The organism is Sphingopyxis sp. SCN 67-31 (assembly GCF_001725095.1).
The window spans coordinates 1-21,730 of record NZ_MEFH01000074.1 but is presented as its reverse complement, the minus strand read 5'-3'; the positions used below and the strand labels follow the sequence as shown (position 1 = coordinate 21,730).

Genomic DNA, 21,730 nt, shown 5'->3' with positions numbered 1-21,730 from the left:
CCCCTTCCGGCCCGCCTCTTCCTCTCAGCCAAAGCGGTCCCCGGCTTCGGTGAAGCCATAACCATTGGCCAGGATCACCTCGTCGACGGCTTCATCGGAGTTCAGATAATCGAACTCGCGCTCGAGCTGCCGGTAGAGCCAGCGCGCCAGATCGCGCAGTGCTTCGCCAATTTCATCCTCCGCATCCGCGGTCATCTCCCGCAACATCGGGTCATCGCGCTCGACAGCGATCGCCATGCTATATTCGTGATGATATCGGCCGCGGTGCGCGACGACCGACGAAAGCTGATAGAAGTTCCGGCGCTGGACCGCCTGCAACGCGCCGGCGATGCGATGAAGCTCGGCGTCTTTTGGCGCATAGCCGCGGATATTCTTCAGCGCGGCCTTGGCGTAGCGATAGACACCCTCGAAGCAGGCACCGTCGCCCTGGCTCGCAAAGCCCGAAAACCAGATACAGCTTCGCGCGCGCGTGCCGCCGCCGAACAGGCGGACCCGCTGCGTCGCCAGTTCGACGCCGACAAGGTCGCAGATGCGCTCGAAGTCGGCGAAGGCAGCATCGTACCAATCATGATCGAAGCCGCCCTCGCGATACCAAGCGCGGGCCCGATCCTTTGCCGCCTCGGAAAGCTCTTCGAGACCATATATGGTCGTTTCGACAATCTCGGGCATCGGCTTGCCTCCTTTGAACGGGTCGAAGAGGTGGGAAAAAGGGAGGCGGACATGCCTGCCTTCCCAAACAAGGACCTACCTCCCCAAAAAGGAAAAGCCCGGCACAGAGCCGGGCCTTTCAGTCGGTTTGTCAGCACTGGATCGATCAGCGCGGAGGATGTTCGCCCTGAAGCCGGCCAAGAGCTTCTTCAAGGAAACCCGTCGTCGACATCGTGTCGATGTCGTCGGCGGTGATGAAGTTGGCCATGCCGCCGAAGCCATCGGGGCGCATCTTCGAGCAGGTCCAGGCCATCATCACCTGCAAATGATCGAGTGTCTCCGATCGCCGCACGATGTCCTGGAGGATGGCCTCATAGCCGAACATCGACACATCGATCTCGAGTTCGGTCGTCCCCGCCTCGCATTCGCCGAGCTCCCTTTCGACCAGTTCGGCGGTGCAGCTTTGAACGCCCTTGCTTTCCGCAAGCAGCGTCTTCGCCTCATCGACCGACAGGAACAGAAAGTCGTTCGGACCCGCGCTCGCGAAGAAGTAGACGTCGTCGCCCATATCCTCATGCTCGAAGATTTCGCCAAGGATCCTTCGCTCGAGCACGGTCATGGCCGCGACCGGGACATCGGGCTGGATGACCGTCTGGGAGAAATAGTCAGCCATGACAGGCCTCCTCCACAGCAGCCGCATCCACCGGTGGGGGATCGCCCTCGACCACCAGCGGCGGCACGACAAAGGCCGCGGCGTCGAAATAGGCGAGGACCGCCGCGATGCTTCCGCGCTCGTTCACCAGATAGCGGTCGATCATGACGCGGTCGGATTCATCGACCATGTAGGAATCGATCGTGCCCGCACCGCGGAAGACGATCCGTTCGGCGCTCCATTCGCCGGGATAGCTCCCCGACCAGCGGACAAACGGCAGCCCCTTCTCGGCACAGAAGCTTTCGAGGGCTTCGACCCGGCCCCAGGCGACCTCATGCGCGTGGAGCGACACCGCCTCGCCGATAGTGCGATGGCCGGGCTCGAAGGATGGACCATCCCATTCGGTCGACAGGCCCTCCATCGCGATCAGGGCCGCAAGCTCGGCGAAGGTCGATTGGTCGGCATGGCCGCCGATCGTGATCGAAACAGGGACGCGGTCAGCCATGACGCCCTCCATGGTCTGCGCCCGACATCGTCACCAGCGCCAGTTCATTGACAAGATTGGACATTTCAATTCTCCAGAAGAAGGAAAGCCCGGCACGCGGCCGGGCTCTCAAATTTGGGATCGGGTTGGACCTGCCTGGCCTCGCGGCGACTATTCGGCCGCGACCGCATCGCCGCCGGCGACATCGTCATCGAGCACGTCGGCGAGACCCGGCGGGAGTGCGTCCGCGGCGTCATCATTCGCCGCATCCGGAACCGCGGGCTCGAGACCGGGGGTGCGCAGCGGCGCCGGGAGCCAGTCGCTGTCTTCGAGCAACCGCTCGGCTTCGCGCGCCATGTCGGCCTTCTTGAGATGGTCGATCATCTGGGCGAAATTCTCGCCCCGCGCTTCGGCGACGTCGGCGAGGATCCGCGGCTTGGTCACGCTGCGGAAATAGCCATCGGCCGTCGGACGCCAGCCCGCGGCGAGCACATCGAGCCCCACCGCCTGCGCCAGCACATGGCTGTGCGCAATCCGGCGCTCGACGCCATGCGCCGAGATCCGGCCATTGTCATATTTGGGCACGATCTCGGCCTGCGCGTTGACGCAGAGCGACGCACAATGCGCGAACAGCTTCGTCTGCTCCTCGCCATCGAGCGTGAGCAGATGGTCCCACACATCCTTGTCCGACTGCGGGAGCCGCTCCTTCCATTCGGCCGCGCGCGCGTCGATCGCCTGCGCGGGGCCGCAATCGCGCAAATTGGTCGGCGCGTTCGTGAAATAGACACGGTTCGGCGACACCTGAACGCAGCTTTCCCTGCTGCTCGAATAGAAGCAGCCGAGAACGAGGGCATGGAGAACCGATGCGAAGGCGGTCGCCGGATCCTGTGCGAAGGCGTCCTGAAGCGCGAGCGTGCGCCACGCCGTCAGATCCGACACGAGGCGATCGGGAAGAGGCCGGAGTATCTCCGCCTCCTCGTCCGCACCATCGTCGGCGGGCACTGCGGCCTCGTCGCCTGCGTCCGGACCGGCGGACCGGGCATCGCCGCCCGCAGCCGAGTGCGCTTCGTCTTCGGACGCTTCCGCCTCCGGCTCGTCCTCGGGCTTTACAAATCCGCGCTCGACCCGCACCGACCCGTCCCGGTCGATCGAGACGAAAGCGCCGGCGATCGCCATCTGGGCCGGATCGAAAAGCTCCGGCCGGTCCGCGAGCGCGCCAAGCTCGGTCTCGATCGCATCGAGCCGCGCGTGGACCTCGGCCGGAACCTCCGGCGCATCGGCCCATTCACCCTCAAGTTCCTCGCCTTCGGCCTCAAGCGCGGCGACGCGCGCCAGTTCATCCTCGCTCATCGGGGTCACCTCGCGGTCGATCTCGCGGAGGCCGCGCGTGGCGTCCCACGGCAGGTCGATCGAGGTCGTCACCCATTTCCAGCCTTCGGCAAGGATACGCTCGCCTTCCGCCTTCAGCCGCTCGTCGACCAGCCGGTCGAGAAGCGCCGGATCGGTGAGCCAGCCGCCGCCATCGGCCTCGAACAGGTCGCGCACGATGCCGCCACCGGCTTCGACATAGGCGCCCAGACCGACGAAGCATGTCCGTTTGTCGGCGGCGCGCACGCTGTTCTCGGTCAGTTTCTGGCGAATATAGGCCGCCGATTTGTTGAAGCTGTGTTCGAGCTGATCCCACAGCTCTTCCTGGCGCGCATGGTCGTCCGACACGGTGAACGCCATCAGTTGGTCGAGCGTCATCGCATCATCGGCATAGAGGGTATGCAGCTTCGGCGAGACAGCCGCGAGCCTGAGCCGCTGGCGCACCGCGGCCGGAGTGGTGTGGAAGTGCGCGGCGATTTCCTCGATCCCGGTGTCCTTCTCGACCATCGCCAGCATCGCGCGAAACTCATCGAGCGGATGAAGCTGCTCGCGAAAGCTGTTTTCGGCGAGACTGTCCTCCTCGGCGAGGATGTCATTGTCGGCGACGCGCACGACGCAGGGGATCGGCGCATCCTTCGCGAGCCTTTTGCGCTTCACCAGCAATTCCAGCGCGCGGTGGCGGCGCCCGCCGGCCGGTATCTCGTACCGGCCGGTTTCCTGGCCGTCGGCGCCGAGCAGTGGCCGGACGTTGAGGCTCTGGAGCAGCCCGCGCCGGTCGATATCGTCGGCGAGCGCATCGATCGACACACCGGCCTTCACACGCCGGACATTGGACTGCGACAGGACCAGCCGGTCGAGCGGGATATCGCGCGACGGGCTGAGGGTGATTTTGGCGGCAGTTCTGGCCATGGCCATTCTCCATGACGGGCCGCCGCGAGACACTCTCCCGGCTTCCAAGCCCGTCACGAAAAACCGGCCCTCCTCTCCCTTTTTGGGGCCGCCGCAGGCGGACCTATCCGCACCCGGCAATTCGGGAGCCGCGCCCGCTCATCCGCGCCGCCGCTTCGCGCAAACTCCGCTCGCCGAGCAGGATCGAGCCCGCGCTGCGAGCCGCCGCCGCATATACGGAGAGCGGATGATGCGGTGTGAAGCCGAGGTCGCGCTCGATGCCGAGGCCGTAGGGCAACCGGACTGCTTCGAGTTCGGCGAGCGCGAAACTGCCCAGCTCGGGACATCCGAAGCCGAGATCGGCAAGGCCGAACAGGATCCCGTCCTCGTCCATCTCGGTCGCGAGCCAGGTCGCCGAGCCCACCGGGTTGAAGAAGCGCACGACGGGTGCCGGGTCGGGTTCGCGCCCGCCGCGCGCGACGGCGGCGCGATGGGCCGCGTCGTTGGCGCGTAGTCGCGCCGCGAGATCGGGGGTCAGGAGTTTCATGCCGCCGCCCTCCCGGCCAGGGTTGGGGCGTACACGCCGGTCGGGCGGACGGGCCACGCGAGCGCCAAGTGCGGGAAGAAGGAATGATATGTCATGCAAGGTCTCCGCGGCGGACCGGAGGCAGGGCCACTCCCGCCTCCTTCGATCCGCTCGCCAGGACCCGTTCCTTCCTCTCGCTCTCTTTCCGGGCGCCGCGCGGCAGCGCCCGGCGAACCGGAAATAGATGCAGATCTGGGGCCAATTTTCCGGGGCCCGCGCCTTTCCCGTTTCCGGCCAATCGATTAGGACCGGGAGGCGATCGCCGTCGCGCAGCAGGGGCCAGGGCAAAAGCCCGCCTCGCCGAGGGCCGGGACCAGTCGCATAATGTCCCATCTGTCGTCCGTGCCGGAGAGGAACCGGGACCGGCGACCCAGGGAGCGGCTCGCGGGATCGACGGGTTGGGAACGTGCCGGCGACCGGACGGTCACAGTGAAGCATTTTTGTTTGATGGAGGAACTCGCCCTCGAAATTTCCACGGCGACGAATGAGGACGGGCTCTTCGAAGCCCTCGCGCGCGCATCGATGCGCCTCGGCTTCGACCATTTCGCGCTCGCCTATGACCGGCGCGGCAATGCCGAGCCGGCATCCCTGCTGGTTCACAATTACCCCGATGCCTGGGCCAAGGTCTATGTCGGTTTCGATCTTGGCGGTGCCGATCCGGTGCGCCGCGCCGGCGAACGGTCGATGACCGGCTTCCGCTGGGACGAGATCGAAAGCTACATCCCGCTGACCCGCAGCGACCGGCAAATGCTCCATGTCGGCCGCGAATATGGTCTCGCCGATGGTTATACGGTGCCGCGCCACCTTCCCGGCGAGGCCAGCGGCGCCTGCTCTTTCGTCCTGCGCCCGCAAAGCGAGCTTCAGGACGATATGCTCCGCATTGCCGAAATCATCGGCGCGCTCGCGATCGTCTCGGCACGCCAGCTCGTCGGCGCCGTGCCGCTAAAAAGCAAAGCGACGCTGAGCGAACGGCAGCGCGAGTGCGTATTATGGACCGCACGCGGCAAGACCGCGGCCGAAGTGGCGGTCATTCTCGGGATCGGCGAAGTGACGGTCGTCCAGCATCTCAAGACCGCGCGCGACCGCTATGACGTGCATTGCGGCCAGATGCTGACCCTCTGCGCGCTGTTCGATGGCCTCATCGGATTCGGGGACGTCTATGACTGGTGGCACGCGCGCTGACCGCGTCAACGACGACTTGTCCGGAAATTCAGCAAGGAGGCAGGCACGCCCGGAATGACAGCCGAGGCAAGGGCGTGCCGCTCAGTCGCAGCACGCGCCCTTGCCTCCGATCTGGATCGGCGGGCAGGGCGTGGTTCCATAGGAGCAGAACACGCAGCAGTCGCCGGGCTCGGGCCTCAGCACGGCACCGCAGCCCTTGCAGTCATAGAAGAACTGACAGGCGTCGGTCGGCATCGTTTCCGTCTCGCGATGGCCGCACTGCGGACAGGTGATCGTCGAACGAAGGTCGGGGCCGGCATCAGACATAATGGTAGCCCGCCCACAGCAGCGCCGCGCCAAGCAGGAGGCCGGCAAGCGTCAGGATGCGCACCCAGCGGGGCGTGCAGGCACCGCCGGGGCCACAGCGCGCGGCCGCGCGCTGCTGGCGGAACAGCAGGAAGGCGCCGAGAATGAGGCATGCCGCCCCGATCAGAAGAAGCGGCGTGCGATAGGGCATGGCGACCATCGCGATGCCGCCGAGCCATGCGGCTCCGATCCCCGCAGAGGCCAGCAGGAAGGGCAGCGCGCAACAGGATGCAACGCCGAAAGCCGCGGCGATGCCGGCTAAGGTGAACGCGCCGGCGTCGATACCCTTGGGGCGATTCTGCATTGGGATCGGTTCCTTGTGCGGTGTGAGGGGACGCCGTAGCATCTGTAGCAGCTACAGACTCAAGAGGTATTTTTGCGATGGCCGCAACCAGAGCGATGCAGATCGGCGAACTCTCGCGCCGCACAGGCTGCAACATCGAAACGATCCGCTATTATGAGCGGATCGGCGTCCTCGACGTTCCGCTCCGGCGCGGTCGCTACCGCAACTATGGCGAGGAGGATGTAGGGCGCCTCGGCTTCGTGCGCCGGGCCCGAGAGCTCGGTTTCACCCTCGACGAGGTGCGGGCGCTGCTCCAACTCGCGACTGGAGGCCAGGCTGCCTGCGCCGAGGTGCGCGACGTCGCCTCGTCGCACCTTGCGGATGTGCGCGCGAAGATCGCCGATCTCAAGCGGATGGAGCGTGTCCTCGCCGCTTCGGTACGGGCTTGCGAGGCCGGCGACGATCCCGCCTGTCCGCTGCTCCAGACGCTTCGGGCCGGTACACCGCACGGCTGATCGTCCGGATGACACCCGCGTGACGACGAGCGACAGGCTCAACTATCAAGAGCTTCTGGAATCGCGCGGATCATCCTCATATCTGGGGATACGCGCAGTCCACGGAAAATGATTTGATTCCCGGCACCAACAGCCGAGGAATCATCATGATCGACACGACCCCGCGGGCGCCCGCCGCGCCCGGGAACGCGGCGCTGCGCGCCATGTTCGCCGCGCGCAAGAGCGTCTTCATCGACCTGCTCAAATGGGACCTGCCAGTACTCGCCGGCCAATATGAGCTCGACCATTTCGACACGCCGGCGGCGCGCTATCTCATCCTGCTCGACGCCGATGGCCGCCACCGCGCCTCGGCGCGGCTGCTCCCGACCGAGGGCGCACATCTCCTTGGCGATCATTTTGCGCATCTGTGCGCCGGCGACGTGCCGCGCGGCCCCACCGTGTGCGAGATCAGCCGCTTCTGCCTCGACCGGGACCAGGACGCAGCATCGCGCCGCGCCGCGCGCGACCAGCTGGTGACCGCCCTTGCAGAGCATGCGCTGCGCGAAGGCATCACCGATTATACCGGCGTCGCCGACCTATGCTGGTTCGATCAGGTCCGGGAGTTCGGCTGGAGATGCGACGCGCTCGGGCCGAAGGCCGCGGATCCGGGTGGGAGATTGATGGCATTGCACATCCATATCGACGCGCATGTGCTCGACGACCTCAAGCGCGGCGGCGTCTATGCGCCGCTCTCGTTCCGCCTCGCCGACGACGATGGGGAGGCGGAAGCATGACCGGTCTTGCGTCCGATGATCTTGCCCGGGAACTGCGCGAGACGGGATACTGCATCGTCCCCGACCTGATGCCGCCGGATGCGATTGGGGCGCTCGACGCCGATCTCGATCCGGTCTTCGCCGCGACACCGTTCGGGCGCGGCGACTTCTACGGTCACCGCACCAAAAGATTCGGCGCCCTGATGAAGCGCTCGGTCTGGGCGCAGGCACTGGCGCTCGAACCGACAATCCTCGCGGCGGTCGAATCCATTCTCGGCGACGCCTGCGAGAGCATCCAGCTCAATGTCGCGCAGGCGATCGAAATCCATCCGGGCGAGATCCGGCAGTTTCCACACCGCGACCATGACATGTGGGCGGGAGAAAAAGGCGCGCGCGAATATCTGCTCAATGTCATCTGGCCGCTCACCCCCTTCACCGCGGACAATGGCGCAACGCACATCTATCCTCACAGCCATGGCGCGGAGGGCATGGCGAAGATCGACCCCGGCGAGCCGATCATCGCTGCGTGCGACCCGGGCGCCGCGATCTGCTTTCTGGGCTCGACCGCGCATGGCGCCGGCGCCAATATCACCGACCAGGTGCGGCGCGGTGTCGTGATCGGCTACAGCCTCGGCTGGCTCAAACCTTATGAGAATTTATGGCTCGCCTATCCCCCCGAGATCGCGCGCGGCTTCCCGCGCGAGCTTGCCGCGCTCGCGGGCTATCGCCAGCACCGTCCCAATCTCGGCAATTATGAAGGCCAATGCCCTTCGTTACTCCTCGGAGGCGATATCCCGGAGCATATCGGCGCGGTCGATGGGCTGCGTCCCGACCAGATGGCGATGCTCGCAGAGTTCGCGGCGGCCGAGCGGAACGGCGCATGAGCCCCGCGCATGTCGTCGAGCCAACTTATGAAGCGATCAAGCGCCGGCTGATGGCCGGCGGCTGGGTGCCTGGCAGCCGGCTGGAATCGGCGAAGATCGCCGATCAGCTCGGGGTCAGCGTGACGCCGGTGCGTGATTGCCTCTACCGACTGGCGGGCGAGCGCATGGTCGATTTCAGCCATGGCGACGGGTTTCACGCGCATCGCCTGTCCGAGACCGAGTATCGCGACATGCTCGAACTCCATCTCATCCTGCTGCTCGCTGCGCTTGCGACGACCCCGCGCGGGCGCGCGACGCCGGCTCCGCAGGATGGCGACTATCCCGATCGAACCGCCGGACTGTTCATCGAAATGGCAGCGCGGTCGGGCAATGGCGAACTGGTCGCGAGCATCACCGCGCTCGGCGACCGCCTCCATCTGGCGCGGCACCTCGACGAACAGCTTGTCGGCGAAACAGTCGCCGAACTGGATGCGCTCGCGGCCGCGCTGACAAGCGGCCCGCCGCATGAGACGCGCAACCTTCTGCTCCGCTATCACGAACGCCGCGCCGGCGAAGCGGCCAGCTATGCGCGGCTGCTTGGAGGCGCGTCATAGTGCCAGACCCGGTGCCCAACGTCTGATTCTGCCCATAATCCTTGTCTTTGCGCGGCCATGCTGACATGATTCGGGGTGCGGGACAGATTTGGCAACGCCCGCGCGATATTCTCGCCAGCCATTATGAACGCCCGTCCTTGTCGGACTGGCGGCCGTTCCGGACCATGCCGCTCCCACGCGGCCAAACGGCGGCACAGCGTTGGAAGATCGATAGCCGGGCAAACGCCGGCCAGCGATCTCGTGCCAATCGGCTGTGTAAATTGTCATCATACCCTGCCAAGAAACTGTCGCAGGAGCGCCACCCCTTTTCGGTGTCGTCGGCCTGTCACGCGCATCCCGACGACCGGCCCGTCGTGGCACCGGCGGACGCTTGCGACCTCGATGACGCTTTTCGGGCGCATGGTCCTTGGCTCTTTCATTTTCTTCGCCGAAGGGCTGGGCCCGAAGAAGCGCCGGATCTCGTGCAGGAAGTTTTCGCGCGCGCGGCGGGCAGCGAGCAGCGTCACAGCCTCGCCAATCCGGGCGGCTTCCTTCGCCGGATAGCGCAGAACCTGCTGATCGACCGCGCCCGGAGGCAGCGGCGCAACCCCGCGCTTTTCTTTTCCTTTCAGGAGGAAAGCGATGCCGCCAGCCCGCCGCAGCAGGAATGGAATATGGAAGCCGACGACCTTCTCCGGCTCTATGAAGAGGCGGTCGACGCCATGCCACCAAAGACACGCCGGGTGTTTCTGATGCACCGGGTCGACGAACTCAGCTATCGTGAGATACATGAATGCCTCGGCATCAGCATCGCGACGGTGGAATATCATATGATGAGGGCGCTCGGCTTTATCGCAAAGGTGGTGGACGGCGGCCGATGAGTGAGGCGTCTGACGACTATCCGGTCGACACGGTAGCGCACGCCTGGCTCGTGAAGATGCGCGGCGAGAACCCCGATGCGCACCGCGGCGAGTTCGACGCCTGGCTTTCGGCCTCGCCTGATCACAAGGCGGCCTATGAACGGATCGCGAAGAATCTCGCCGCCTCGGCGATCCTGAAATCCTCGCCGCGTCACGGCACTGCGCAAACCGAACAGCGCAGCGGCCGACGCCGGGCCGGGCGACGCTGGCTGTCGGCGGGAGCCGTGATCGCCGCCGCTGCGGTGGTGTTTCTGGCTTTCGGCGCCGGAGGCGCTCCGCTTTCCGGTCCGCTCGGAGACGGTGCGCTCGCGGCGCGCGCGGCCGAGCCGCTGGTCACCCGCCGCGGGGAGATCCGCAGCTTCCGCTTTGCCGATGGTTCCACCGCAGTGCTCGACACCGATAGCCGGCTCGAAGTCTCATTTGCGCAAGCGACACGCCATCTGCGGCTCGCCAAGGGGCGCGTCCGGCTTTCGGTGAGCAAGAATGAACAACCGCTTCGCGTCGAGGCCGGCGACGGCGTGGTCACGGCCGAGGATGCGGCATTCGATATCGGTTTCGAGGAAAATGGCGCGCTCAGCGTAACGATGCTGCGCGGCGAGGCCGATATTCGCTTCGGCGGCGCCCCGGAAACCGGCGCCCGGCACGCCCAAGTCCTGTCATCGGGACGGTCCGTGACCTACGGCCCGCACGGCAAGGAGCAGCCACCAGCCGCATCGCCGACACAGCAAGACAGCCGCGAATGGCCGTCGGGCTGGGCGGACTATCGCTCGGTCCGGCTCGATCAGCTCACTGCCGAAGCCAATCGCTACGCGGCGAAGCCGATCATCATCGACGACGCAGGAACCGCGGGGCTCGAGGCGTCGGGCCGGTTCAGGATCAGCCAGCCCGAGACAGTGGCCGAGCGGCTCGCCCAATTGTTCGATCTGGAGATCAGCAAGCGCGCCGACGGCATCCACCTGCGCCACCGATAATTATTTCATCATTCCCCTAAGGCGGTCGCCGACCCGGCGTCATCGCTCCCCCAAAGGCCGTGTGCCCAAGCACCCGGTCACAACCCAGGGGGAGTATGATGATGTCCGGAAAGTCTCGTTTTTGCTTGTCGCTGATGGCCGGTGTGGCCTGTCTGCATCCCGTTGCCGCGGCGGCTCAGTTGCAGGATCGCCAGAGCTTCGATCTGCCAGCGCAGGATCTCGACGAGGCACTGCGAAAAGTGGCTGCGCAGGCAGGAATCGAACTCTATGCGTCGAGTGCCGATCTCGCAGGCCGGAAGGCCCCAACGCTAGACGGAAACATCACTCCGCGCGAAGCAATCGAGACCCTGCTGCGCGGAACCGGGCTGACCCCGCGCTTCGAGCGCGGTTCGGTCATCATTTTGGGGCGAGCGCAGTCCGAGAGCAGTCCGGCACAAGAAGACATCGTGGTGACCGGCAGCCGTATCGCGGGCGCCCCGTCCGCAGCCCCGGTTGTCCGAGTGACGAGCGAAGATATCCGTAACGCAGGCCAGGCCGATCTCGGCGAAGTTGCGCGCAGCCTCCCGCAGAATTTCGGCGGCGGATTCAACCCCGGCATCGGCAACGGCCAGGGAGCGCCAAACGAGAACGCCAACGTCAACGGCGCCTCGACCTTCAACCTGCGCGGGATCGGTCCCAATGCAACGCTGACTTTGATCAATGGAAATCGCTTCGCCTATACCGGCGTGTCATCGGTGATCGACGTCAGCGCCATCCCTGTTTCCGCTGTCGAGCGGATCGAGATCGTCGCGGATGGGGCCTCGGCCATCTATGGCGCGGACGCCGTCGCGGGCGTGGTGAACATCCTGCTCAAGCGCGACTATGACGGTGCGTCGGCAATGGCGCGCGTCGGCGCATCGACCGATGGCGGCAATGTCCAGCAGCAGTACGGGCTGCTCGGCGGCAAGGCGTGGTCGTCGGGCGGGCTGCTCGCAGCCTATGATTATAGCCGTTCGTCGGCGATCCGCGCGGGGGATCGCGATTATGCGGACGCCGCCAATGCGGAAACGATGCTCTTTCCCGCGACCTGGCGGCACTCGCTGCTCCTGAGTGGACATCAGGCGATCGGTCCGGATGTGACGCTTGCTGCCGACCTTCTTTACAAGAAGAGTCGGCTACACTCGGTTACCGGATACAGCCTGGCGCTCGCCCCCGACCAGTTGGGGCTCGACAATGTCAGTACCTCGGAATCCTTCGGGATCGCCCCAAACATCTCTGCGGAGCTCGGCGGGGACTGGCGCTTCAAGGCGAGCGGCTTCTTCGGCACCGATCGCACGGGCGGCTTCTCCGACCTCTTTTTCGGGGGAAATTTGCTCGCACACATCGACAAACATTTTTTCAACCGCAACCTCGCGCTTGAAGCGGGCTTCCAAGGACCACTGTTCGCCCTGCCGGCGGGCGACGTGCGCATTGCCGTCGGCGGTGGGGCGCGGCGCAATCACTTCTTCGCGGCGTCCCCCACGGGCGATGTCCGGCGGCGGCGTGACAATCTCTTTGCCTATGGCGAACTGCTGGTCCCGGTCACGGCACCCGCGCAAGAGATTGCGGGATTGCACTCGCTCTCGCTCACAGCCGCGCTCCGCTTCGAGGATTATTCGGACGCGCCGAGCATTATGATCCCCAAGCTCAGCGTCGTTTGGGAGCCGGCGGAGATCCTCCGCCTCGGTGCTTCGTGGGGGCGTTCGTTCAAAATGCCGACGCTCTACCAGCAGTATAGCGGCTATTCGGCGATCATGGGACGCGCTGCCCGCTATGGGAACGGTTATCCGGCGAGCGCGAACGTCATCTTCGCGGCGGGCCCCGACAGTCGCCTCGGACCCGAGCGTTCGGAGAATATTACGCTGAGCGCGCAGCTTACTCCTGCGCGCGGCCTCGAATTCTCCGCCACTTGGTACAGGATCGATTACACCGACCGCGTCGCGACGCCGATCCCGTCGCTCGTCGGCGTGCTCGATAATCCGCTCTATGCCGATCTTGTTACGCTAAACCCCGATGCGAACGATCTTGCCGCGATCATTGACGGCGCACTTCTCGGCCTGGAGAATAGTACGGGCCGGCCCTACGACCCTGCGACCATCGTTGCTTTCATCGACGCACGCGACCGCAATATCGCGCGCCAGCGCTATTCGGGCGTCGATCTTTCGATGCGCTACCGCATTGAATTCGATGGTGGGAAAGAGCTTGCGCTCTCGACCGCGGGCAGTTTCCTGAAGAGCCGCCAGCAGATCCTTCCCGGCGCTGCCTGGACGTCGCTCGCCGGCACATTGTTCCGGCCATCGCGCTTTCGCGGGCGTGCCGGAGTTACCTATGGCGGCGACCGTTTCACGCTCGCCGCCTTCGTCAACCATATGAGCGGGCTCGATGACGATCGGCAGGCGGTGCGCATGCGCATTCCCTCCTATACCACGCTCGACCTCACGGCGCGGGTGCGCCTTGGCAAGCGGACCGACGTGTCGCTTGCCGCGCTCAACCTGTTCAATGCGAAGCCGACGGCGATTGTCACCGCCCTGCCCAGCGAGACGCCCTACGATACGACAAATTATTCACCGGCGGGGCGCTTCGTCGGCCTCACCGTGCGGCAGGAGTGGTGAGCATGATCCGCCCTCTTCTGCTCGCAGGGGCGGCACTGCTCGGCGCGGCGCTGCCGACCTCGCCGGCCTCAGCCGCACAGAAAGCCGGCCGCAGCTGGACGATCGACGATCAACTGACGGTCCCCGAGGTACGGGATCTCGCGGTCTCGGCGGATGCGAAGAGCGCGATCTATGTCGTGCGGATCGCCGACCGCCAGAGCGACCGGACGGTCGCGCTGCTGCGATATGTTGATCTGGAAAAGGGCACGACCCGCGAGCTGCAGCGAGCCGCGTGGATCGATCAGCTGAAGCGCATTCCCGGAACGGGGGACTGGAGCGCGCGGCTCGATAAGGGCGATGGCGTCCAGCTCTATCGGATAGGGGCGAGCGGCGCTGTAACCCCGATCGTCGCGCATCCTGCGACTGCAATTTATGGCGATACCGAGGGTGCTGTGCTTCCGGGCTATGGTCATGCGCCGCTTGCTACGGGGGTGCGGGCGCACAGCTGGTCTCCCGATGGGCGCTGGCTCTGGTATGTCGTCCTTGACGCCGCACCGTTCGTCAAAGCGATGCGCTACGACGACGCGGTCACTGCCGAGCGCGCGCAGCGCCGCGCCCCCGGCCGGGCCACTGCCTCGATCTACCTCCGCGATCCTGAGGGCAGGGACATTCTTCTCGCGACGCGTCCGCAAAGCGACCTTCGGACATTTTTCGACAGGAGCTTCGTCCAGTGGGAGAAGGATGAGGTGCGGTTCGATGTGATGGAAACGGACCCCGCCGGAGGGCAGCAGGTTGTGACGATAGGCTGGTCGTTCACATCGGAAAAAATTCGAGTGGTGGATGGCAAAGCCGCTCGCGGTTACTGGCGCCTCCCCGGCCTTCATGGCGGCCGGCTGTCGTCGGAAGGCACCGGCGATACGCGCGAGCTTGTCGAAACCATTCCCGGCGACGAGCGGCGGAGCTTCGGACGCTTTCCCTTTGCGGTGGGCGATGCCCGCGCGGCCGGCGGCTTCCTGTCGCCTGATGGAAGGCGCGCGATTGCGGGGTTCCGCACGATCGACAATCCTCGCTTCGGGCTAGCAATCATCGAAAATGATCGTGTCCGAACGATTAGTAGCGCTCTCAGCCTCAACTATTGCGACTTTACGGTCTCGCTCACCAAAGGCGCCTGCATCGCGCAATCGCAGACGGTGCCGCCATCGGTGGTGCGCGTCGACGTTGCGAGTGGCGGCATAACCCGCGTGGCATCGGTCTCGGCCGATCACGAAGGGATCGCGCCGCTTCGGATCGAACCCCGAACTTGGATCAATCGACATGGTTACAAGGCGACCGGTTATATCGTCTGGCCGCGCGGATACACAAAGGGTCGGCAATATCCGGCGATCGTCATTACGCATGCATCGGACGCGGACGACCGCTTTGCAACGCACGAAAATCAATGGGAATATCCGGCGCAACTGTTCGCCGAACGGGGCTATGTCGTACTGCTCGTCAATAGTCCGACGTCCCGCCAAAACGCCGAAATCGATGCCGCCTATGAAGCCTGGGTCAGCGAGACGAAGGCGGTTTCGCCAGAGAAGCTGAGGCAGCTAATTTGGTTGAACTCGGTCGCGACCTTCGAAGATTCCGTGAAGGAGCTCGTCGATCGAGGGATCGTGAATCCGGCGCGGGTTGGGATCGCAGGTTACAGCTTCGGCTCGCAAATGACGAATGTCACGATCACGAACAGCTCGATGTTCCGCGCGGCATCGAGCGGCGACGGCGGCTATCTCGAACCGGCCTTCTATTTCAACGTGGCAGGTTCTTACGGCACGGTGTTCGGCGGGCCGCCAACCGATCCGGCGGCGCTCGCAAATTATCGCCGGCTCTCTCCGTCGCTTCGTGCAAACGAAGTTTGCGGCGCGGTGCTGCAACAGGTCGCGGCACCGCTCATTCCGTCGATTGATCTTCACGCCGCGCTCCGCAAGGCCGGTGTTCCCGCGCAGCTCAGCCTTTATCCGGGCGAGAACACAGCGACAGATGAAACGCACATCTTCCACATCCCGTCGAACCGCATTCTTGCGATGGAGGAAAATATCGCGTGGTTCGATTATTGGCTCCTCGGCAAGCGCGATCCACAATCGCCTCACGCCGACCGCTACGCGCTATGGGACAAGATGCGTGACGCGGCCCCGCGCAGTTGCAGCGCCAAAACGGCGAACGATGAGAACCGACATTAGCTTTCGACCCGGCCTCCCTCCTCCCACCAGCGCGTCCATGCCTCGGCCGCCGCGAACGTCAGGATCCGGTGATCGCGTCCATCGTCCCGCCAGCCTTCCTTGCTTGCTCGGATAAGCCAGTCGGGGTCGATCAGCCCGGCGCCGACGAGCTTGCCCTCCAGAAGCATTTCGACGGCCATCGTTCCTTGAGCGTCAAACACGCGCCGGACAAACCCGCCGGGACTGCCTTTCGTCCTGCGTTCGAGAATGAGATCGGGAAGGAGATCACGGAACGCCATGCGCGCTACCGCACGATCGCGGCCCCCTCGCACCCAAAACCACGACGGAATCGATAGGCAGAGTTCGAGGACCGGTTGCGACAGCAAAGGGGTGATCTGGGGCGGGCTGATCGCACGGGGATAGAGTTCGATGCTCTTTTGGGCACGGGCCAGCATGGCAACATGCGCTGCCTTGCCCGGGAGCGCGCCCGGCGGCGCCGCGAACCAGGGATGCCGATCTCCTTCCGCCACAGCAGCGGCCCGGCCCGTAGATCCGAGGCCCGTAAGATCGATACGCCTGCGATGCCCGCCCTTCCGTCGCCGAATGCGTTCCCAGCCTGCGCGGACGACGTCGATCATGCCCGAGCCGGTCAAGTCGGCAAGGTCGCGCGCGGTAGCGAACAGTCCCGGGTGAAGTCCCTGTGCAAGAAAACGGTCGGCAAGCGGCGCCGCGCTGCGCAGGGCGCAGAAAACATTGTCGCCGCCATTGCCCGAAAAATATCCGTCGATCGGCCTGTCGCGCGCGAGTCGGCGATGCTCGGCCTGAAGGGCGGGGAAGTAGTGGGCAGCAATGGGCAGCGGCAGGTGGCGCATGACCGGCCTAGTAACGTCGACGGTGCCGAGGTCGAAGATCGGCGCATCAAGCCCGACACCGAGCCTATCGACGAGGGCCTTAGCATAGCGCCGCTCATCCCCATCGGTGCCGGGCTCGACCATGGTCAGACACCGGAACCTTGGTATGCGCGGGCCGAGCGCCGCTGCTACAATCGAGCTGTCGAGCCCGCCCGACACGCCGACTAAGATGTTGTCGAAGCCGGTCGACCAGGCGCCGATGCTGTCCTTGAGCGTGTCACGCAGAGCGACAGCCGCAGCTTCGAACCCGCAGCCCTTAGGCGGGCGAACATGGTCCCATGGGGACCATGCCTGCTCGATCCGGTTCCCGTCAGCCGTTACGACGAGACGCTCGCCGGGAAGCAGTTCCTCGACGCCATCGATGCCTGTCTTTCGGCCGATGAAGTCGATCCCGCCAAACATGCGCGCCAGCGCGCTATAATCGACGGCGACTTGTCCCGGCTCGGCGATGGCCGTCATATCGCTGGCCAGCACGACACCGCTCGCCGCGCGGCGCATATAGCATGGCATCATTCCGGACGGATCACGCATCAAGGAAACTGTTCCGTCATCGCCGATCAGCATGGCAATATAGCCACCCCAATAGCCAGCGAGCAGCGCCAAGCCGCGCGTCTCGGCGATCGATTGCCGTTCGTCCCGATTGAGATCGGTCACGCGGCCCGATGGTATTTCACGCCGGAAGAGCGGCCCGACGATGCAGCCCCTTTCCCCAAGATCGATACACGGCGCCGCACTGCATAACCGCGCAACGGACGAGCTGAAGACCGGACACTCCGTCGCGGTGCTGGCAGGCGACGGCGGAAGACCCGACGGCGCAATGTCGAGGCGGAAGGCAAGTCTCATCGCACCGTCAGCAAGGGCTTGAAATTCCGGACGCGGTCCAGGGGATCGCTGAGTACGACAGAGCCTGCCTGAACCCAGCAATGCGCTGCGAACGGCAGCATCACTCCGATGACGAGATCGACGCCCAGTCCGCGGCGCGCAAGCATCGTTCGCATGGCAAGCCCCCGGACGAGGCATTGGTCGGTCGCATCGCGATAGCGCGATGCCCGGGCAAAGGCGGCGGCAACGAGTCTGCAGGGATCTAGTCCAGTTTCGGGCAGCCCCGTCGGGATAAGGAGAGTGCCAAGCTGCCGGGCTGCGAGGTTGCGGCGAGCGCGCCATTGGGAGGCGACGGCTTCCAAGATAAGCCAAGGGTGCGATGCCCCGGTTGGACCATCGAAGATGCTTTCGGTCGGATCAGGAGCCAGCGATGGTGGGACTGTGGGAACGCCAGCCTCGACCAGATTTCGTTCGACCAGCCAAGCGGTCTGCTCTTCACTCGCCTTGCCCTTCGCAAACGCCTCAAACGCTTCGGCTGCAACATCTTCCAGCAGGAAGTAGCGGCTCGCCGAAAGATCGAGGCAAATTATCCGTGTGCCTATTGCGCAATATCTGAGGTCGGAGCGGAGGCGGTAGGAGGCCATATGAGATATATGCGTGCGTGCGGCACCGAGGCGCCGCACGCCCGGTGCATCAGTCGTCGGTCTGGATGCCGGCGTTGTATGTCCGCTGGAGCGTCGCAAGGTCGATCGGACCTTCGACACCGAGGCCGCGGGTTTCGGTGCGCGCATCGCCCAGATCGACGATACCGTTTTCACGCTTGTCCATGGCTTTTCCTTTCATCATTCGCGACCGAAATGAGTCGCAGTCCGACGCTAAGCCACAGCGAAAAGCTGCTCTATTTTATAATCCGTTTATTTTCTGAACGTGCGATCAGGGTAAAAAGGTGACCGCGCAAAGGAAACGCGCGTCGGGAGCGCATACCGTCACCTTTAGCTTTCGCCTGGACATACGTGACGGAACCCGGTCACACGCCCGTATTGATAAGGCGCCAAGATGTTCTGGTCGAAACCGGAATTGTCGCAATGGAAACTGGCCCCAAATCTGGATGTATTTTTCTGAAATCATTATCGAGGCCGAACCGTGGCTGACGGACCGCGAGCGCCCAGCGAGCGCCTGATCAATGGAGCGCACCCTGCAACAAGGCGGCCATGTGCCCAATGAGTGCGGGCGGAAAGCCGGGGCATGTCGGCTTTCAACGCCCGCAATTTGGAAATGCCGCCGGTTCAGAGTGCGGCGGGGCCCGATACATCAGGTGCCGCGCCCTCAGGAGCCGACCGACAGGCCGGCGGGAAAGAGCGCGCCCGCAGCCCCGCTCCTTCCGGCAAACCTAATCGAAGACGATGACCTTGCGCGCGGCGGGATCAAATGTCTCGATCACGACCGCTTCATCCTCGACGGCTGGCGACGAGCGTTCGAGGAGTTCAACCTTGGCCGAAAGCACTTCGGCGTAGGCTGCGGGGCAACAAAGGATGAACTCAGTGCCGTTTCCATAAATGCTGCCCCAGTTGACATAGATGGTGCTCCATCCATGCCGCCGTTCCCATTCGATCTGTCGGGGTTCGCCTCGTTCGGTTCGTCCGGGATAGGGTTCTGTCGACAATATATGGACCCGCGCTTCGGGATCGAACCAGCAATGATCATGATCCGCGACGGGCGGACGACTGTCATACTCGTGCGTCGGATAGCATCTGCGGGCGCTTGAGGGTTTGAGACCGGTTGCGTCCATGAACTGCAGCGCACGGGCGATCCGGCCAATATACCATTGGATTTCATTGGCGTGGCGCTGCTGGCCCGTCCGCTCCAGAAAGACCGAGTCCTCGATCTTGCAGGCGCCCAGATAGCCCGTCAGATGGTGACGCCGTACCAGCTCGGTCAGTGGCGCACGCAATTTGAGATCAATGTGCGCGGTGCCGCTTTCCCTTGTTTCATATCCCCACCAGTTCTGACGAACCATGACATTGTGGAGCGTGGATCGGCTTGGAAGTTTCCGTTTCGCATCGACATAGCCTTGGAACCCGCCTGCACATGCCGCGAGGTCGAGCGCATCGTGCCGAGGGACCGATTGCTCCGCCTGGATTTGCTTGGCGAGCGATTTCAGCCCGGCGAGGGTGGAATATTGAAACATCATCGCAGGTCTCCGTGGGCTTCGGACCGGCGTCGCCTGCTACCGCCCCCAAAGCCACGAAATGCGATGGGTCAGTGATCAAAACAGTGCCATTGTGGCTTCGCAAATGCAGGCGGCAGGCCCCTGTTGAAGGCCTACGAGAAATCTGGCGTAGCGCTGACGACAAGTCAATCGGCAAGAAGGCGGGCAGCGAGCTTGAGCCCTCTTGCGTCGAGCGGGCCTCCCCTGCACGTCTCGGAAGTCGCAACGCGCCGAGAGACGGAGAGTATGGGATGAAGAGATTTCTGCGGCGGCTGTTTAGAACGGAAACCCAAAGCGAGCTGCCCACGCGCCCAAAGACAACAGGTCTTCGCATGCAAAAGTTCGGGCACGACCTCGTTCGGATCGAGTCGATCGGGTTTTTCGGTCATCATGCCGCGTCCCCCAATGGAGATTTTCACCTGGTTTGGGCGGATCGAAATCGTGAAGGTACGGTCGGCGGATACCGCCACGAAGGCCATGGTTCCTGGTCCCTGCTTCACGGCGATGAAATTGTCGCAACGGGACGGCTCGAGCGTCCCGCGGATGGAAAGACCGCGAACAATGGCAGCTTCATCATCCACGACCGCTTGTTCGGCGATGGCCTCAAGGGTCGGTTCGTAGCCTTCGGGGCCGACGGCGCAAAGCTGGTCGAAAAGGAACTGAACGCCAATCTGATAAGCAATGGCCTGTCGGACGATGGACGCATCGCTATTTGCCAGACCGCCAATGCCCCCGGGAGCGACGACAGTTGCCGCTACATTCTTTTCGATCTCGAACTAGGCGACGAAATCGCCCGCTGGGAGGTCGAGACGGGTTGGGCGGACGGTTATGAGTTCGATACCACCGGCCGCCACGTCTATTTGCTACGAAACAACGGCGGCCGTGTCGGCTATGACTTCGACGGGGCTATGCTCGACCGCAAGGGCTGGCAGACCGAGCGCATCGGCGCTGGCGATCTTTATGTCATTCGCATGGTCCTCGCGTCAGAAGAGCCAATGGATCGCGGGATGCGAGAGGCACTTTTGGCCGGCTTGCATGTCGCGGCGCAAGGTTCTGAGCGCACGCTGCAAGCGCATGCTTTGCGGCTCCTCGGCGAACTGCACGAAAAGGAAGGCGCGATCCAGGAGGCGGTGGACGCTTATGAGAAGGCGTTGAGCATCGATGCCCGAATCGGCGTTGCTCGAAAGCTCGAAAAGCTTCGAAAATCTCTGCCATAATATCGAAAATGGCGCCCCGTGCAGGATAAACAGCCCCGTGCAGGATAAACATAACGAATATGTGTCGCCGTTTGCACTACCTTAGAGCGGGCGGACGCCGCCGACGCCAGCCTGGCGCCGTCTCCCACAGCCATTGGCGCTACTGCTTAGGCGAGATATCTGGCCGCTAGGGACCTAATGTTCGGGGGGCGAAGCTACGGTTGAATCGATCGATGTTCAATCGCGTAGGTTGATCGCTGCCATTCCAGCGGAGCGCAGATCTGCCCGATGCGAGCACGTCACTGGCTTCGGGTAACTTGAGCCGGGTGATCGACTGACCGCTGCCATGCTGCGGCAACGAGGTAGATCCCTGCCGCAATCATAGGCACCGTGAGCCACTGACCCATGTGAAGCCCTGTTCTGGCTGCGAAGCCGACAAGCTGGGCATCGGGTTCTCGGAAGAACTCGACCGTAAATCGGGCCAGACCATAGCCGATGAGAAACACCCCGACGAGCATCCCCGGCTTGCGCCGCGCGTCGGTGAACCAGAACAGGAAGGCGAGCACGGCGAACAGGACCAACCCTTCCAGCCCGGCTTCGTAAAGCTGGCTGGGATGGCGGGCGAGACCATCATGGCTTCCGGGGAACACAATCGCCCAGGGCACATCGGTGGGCTTTCCCCAAAGCTCGCCATTCACGAAATTGGCGAGACGACCGAAGAACAGGCCGATCGGC

At 64.1% G+C, this 21,730-nt stretch carries 22 protein-coding genes; 10 read left to right on the top strand and 12 right to left on the bottom strand.

The genetic code is table 11. The features are described from left to right. Positions 1 to 24: 24 nt before the first annotated feature. The 5 genes from ABS88_RS15765 to ABS88_RS15745 form a co-directional block, all read right to left on the bottom strand. On the bottom strand, positions 25 to 669 hold the full coding sequence (locus ABS88_RS15765) for a DUF8835 domain-containing pootine (RefSeq protein ID WP_077031312.1): 645 nt from the start codon (positions 667 to 669) through the stop codon (positions 25 to 27). Between the two features lie 145 nt (positions 670 to 814). Then, positions 815 to 1,321, bottom strand: a complete 507-nt coding sequence (locus ABS88_RS15760; protein ID WP_089216923.1) for a hypothetical protein — start codon at positions 1,319 to 1,321, stop codon at positions 815 to 817. Next, positions 1,314 to 1,805 carry a hypothetical protein gene (locus ABS88_RS15755; protein ID WP_077032458.1) on the bottom strand — a complete coding sequence of 164 codons (492 nt, stop codon included), beginning with the start codon at positions 1,803 to 1,805 and terminating at the stop codon, positions 1,314 to 1,316. The genes ABS88_RS15760 and ABS88_RS15755 overlap by 8 nt, the downstream gene beginning before the upstream one ends. A gap of 150 nt (positions 1,806 to 1,955) precedes the next feature. Beyond that, positions 1,956 to 4,061, bottom strand: a complete 2,106-nt coding sequence (locus ABS88_RS15750) for a ParB/RepB/Spo0J family partition protein (protein ID WP_089216924.1) — start codon at positions 4,059 to 4,061, stop codon at positions 1,956 to 1,958. 103 nt (positions 4,062 to 4,164) lie between these two features. Next, complete coding sequence (locus ABS88_RS15745; protein ID WP_077031314.1) at positions 4,165 to 4,587, bottom strand: DUF2958 domain-containing protein; 423 nt, start codon at positions 4,585 to 4,587, stop codon at positions 4,165 to 4,167. 486 nt (positions 4,588 to 5,073) lie between these two features. Between ABS88_RS15745 and ABS88_RS15740 the strand changes: the two genes are divergently transcribed. Continuing rightward, positions 5,074 to 5,808, top strand: coding sequence for a LuxR family transcriptional regulator (locus tag ABS88_RS15740; protein WP_053555750.1), 735 nt, complete (start codon positions 5,074 to 5,076; stop codon positions 5,806 to 5,808). An 81-nt stretch (positions 5,809 to 5,889) separates the two neighbouring features. On the opposite strand, the gene ABS88_RS15735 is transcribed toward ABS88_RS15740, so the two are convergent. Continuing rightward, on the bottom strand, positions 5,890 to 6,114 hold the full coding sequence (locus ABS88_RS15735) for a GDCCVxC domain-containing (seleno)protein (RefSeq protein ID WP_053555751.1): 225 nt from the start codon (positions 6,112 to 6,114) through the stop codon (positions 5,890 to 5,892). Next, complete coding sequence (locus tag ABS88_RS15730; protein ID WP_053555752.1) at positions 6,107 to 6,457, bottom strand: mercuric transporter MerT family protein; 351 nt, start codon at positions 6,455 to 6,457, stop codon at positions 6,107 to 6,109. The genes ABS88_RS15735 and ABS88_RS15730 overlap by 8 nt, the downstream gene beginning before the upstream one ends. A 77-nt stretch (positions 6,458 to 6,534) precedes the next feature. Here ABS88_RS15730 and ABS88_RS15725 point away from each other — a divergent pair, with 77 nt between their 5' ends. From ABS88_RS15725 to ABS88_RS15690, 8 genes are all read left to right on the top strand, one after another. Then, positions 6,535 to 6,951 (top strand): MerR family transcriptional regulator, encoded by a 417-nt coding sequence (locus tag ABS88_RS15725; RefSeq protein ID WP_053555753.1) that lies wholly within the window; start codon positions 6,535 to 6,537, stop codon positions 6,949 to 6,951. A 146-nt stretch (positions 6,952 to 7,097) separates the two neighbouring features. Beyond that, the gene (locus ABS88_RS15720; RefSeq protein ID WP_053556400.1) at positions 7,098 to 7,724 is read left to right on the top strand and encodes an acyl-homoserine-lactone synthase; all 627 of its coding nucleotides are present in this window, start codon (positions 7,098 to 7,100) and stop codon (positions 7,722 to 7,724) included. Next, the gene (locus ABS88_RS15715; protein ID WP_286750099.1) at positions 7,721 to 8,587 is read left to right on the top strand and encodes a phytanoyl-CoA dioxygenase family protein; all 867 of its coding nucleotides are present in this window, start codon (positions 7,721 to 7,723) and stop codon (positions 8,585 to 8,587) included. The genes ABS88_RS15720 and ABS88_RS15715 overlap by 4 nt, the downstream gene beginning before the upstream one ends. Beyond that, complete coding sequence (locus tag ABS88_RS15710; RefSeq protein WP_058818186.1) at positions 8,584 to 9,180, top strand: GntR family transcriptional regulator; 597 nt, start codon at positions 8,584 to 8,586, stop codon at positions 9,178 to 9,180. Before ABS88_RS15715 ends, ABS88_RS15710 begins: the two co-directional genes overlap by 4 nt. Positions 9,181 to 9,245: 65 nt before the next feature. Continuing rightward, positions 9,246 to 10,040 (top strand): RNA polymerase sigma factor, encoded by a 795-nt coding sequence (locus tag ABS88_RS15705; protein ID WP_286750098.1) that lies wholly within the window; start codon positions 9,246 to 9,248, stop codon positions 10,038 to 10,040. Further along, positions 10,037 to 11,050 carry a FecR family protein gene (locus tag ABS88_RS15700; protein ID WP_058818187.1) on the top strand — a complete coding sequence of 338 codons (1,014 nt, stop codon included), beginning with the start codon at positions 10,037 to 10,039 and terminating at the stop codon, positions 11,048 to 11,050. The genes ABS88_RS15705 and ABS88_RS15700 overlap by 4 nt, the downstream gene beginning before the upstream one ends. A 134-nt stretch (positions 11,051 to 11,184) precedes the next feature. Next, positions 11,185 to 13,680, top strand: a complete 2,496-nt coding sequence (locus ABS88_RS15695) for a TonB-dependent receptor (protein ID WP_231728230.1) — start codon at positions 11,185 to 11,187, stop codon at positions 13,678 to 13,680. Between the two features lie 2 nt (positions 13,681 to 13,682). Beyond that, the gene (locus ABS88_RS15690) at positions 13,683 to 15,878 is read left to right on the top strand and encodes a prolyl oligopeptidase family serine peptidase (RefSeq protein WP_058818188.1); all 2,196 of its coding nucleotides are present in this window, start codon (positions 13,683 to 13,685) and stop codon (positions 15,876 to 15,878) included. Here ABS88_RS15690 and ABS88_RS15685 read toward each other — a convergent pair. The 4 genes from ABS88_RS15685 to ABS88_RS15670 all read right to left on the bottom strand — a co-directional run bounded on the left by ABS88_RS15685 (position 15,875) and on the right by ABS88_RS15670 (position 19,781). Beyond that, positions 15,875 to 17,422 carry an asparagine synthase-related protein gene (locus ABS88_RS15685; protein WP_058818189.1) on the bottom strand — a complete coding sequence of 516 codons (1,548 nt, stop codon included), beginning with the start codon at positions 17,420 to 17,422 and terminating at the stop codon, positions 15,875 to 15,877. The two genes, ABS88_RS15690 and ABS88_RS15685, sit on opposite strands and share 4 nt — an antisense overlap. 185 nt (positions 17,423 to 17,607) lie before the next feature. Next, positions 17,608 to 18,234: a lasso peptide biosynthesis B2 protein gene (locus ABS88_RS15680; RefSeq protein ID WP_058818190.1), complete on the bottom strand. Its 627-nt coding sequence runs from the start codon at positions 18,232 to 18,234 to the stop codon at positions 17,608 to 17,610. Positions 18,235 to 18,283: 49 nt separating this feature from the next. Then, positions 18,284 to 18,418 carry a hypothetical protein gene (locus ABS88_RS15675; RefSeq protein ID WP_269433469.1) on the bottom strand — a complete coding sequence of 45 codons (135 nt, stop codon included), beginning with the start codon at positions 18,416 to 18,418 and terminating at the stop codon, positions 18,284 to 18,286. Between the two features lie 562 nt (positions 18,419 to 18,980). Further along, entirely contained in the window at positions 18,981 to 19,781 is an 801-nt protein-coding gene (locus tag ABS88_RS15670) for a hypothetical protein (protein WP_058818191.1), read from the bottom strand. 269 nt (positions 19,782 to 20,050) lie between these two features. On the opposite strand from ABS88_RS15670, the gene ABS88_RS15665 reads away from it, so the two are divergent. Then, positions 20,051 to 21,016, top strand: a complete 966-nt coding sequence (locus tag ABS88_RS15665; RefSeq protein WP_137893521.1) for a tetratricopeptide repeat protein — start codon at positions 20,051 to 20,053, stop codon at positions 21,014 to 21,016. A gap of 278 nt (positions 21,017 to 21,294) precedes the next feature. Here the strand turns inward: ABS88_RS15665 and ABS88_RS15660 are convergent. Beyond that, the coding region (locus ABS88_RS15660) for a prolipoprotein diacylglyceryl transferase (protein ID WP_286750097.1) at positions 21,295 to 21,730 on the bottom strand (436 nt) is incomplete at its 5' end.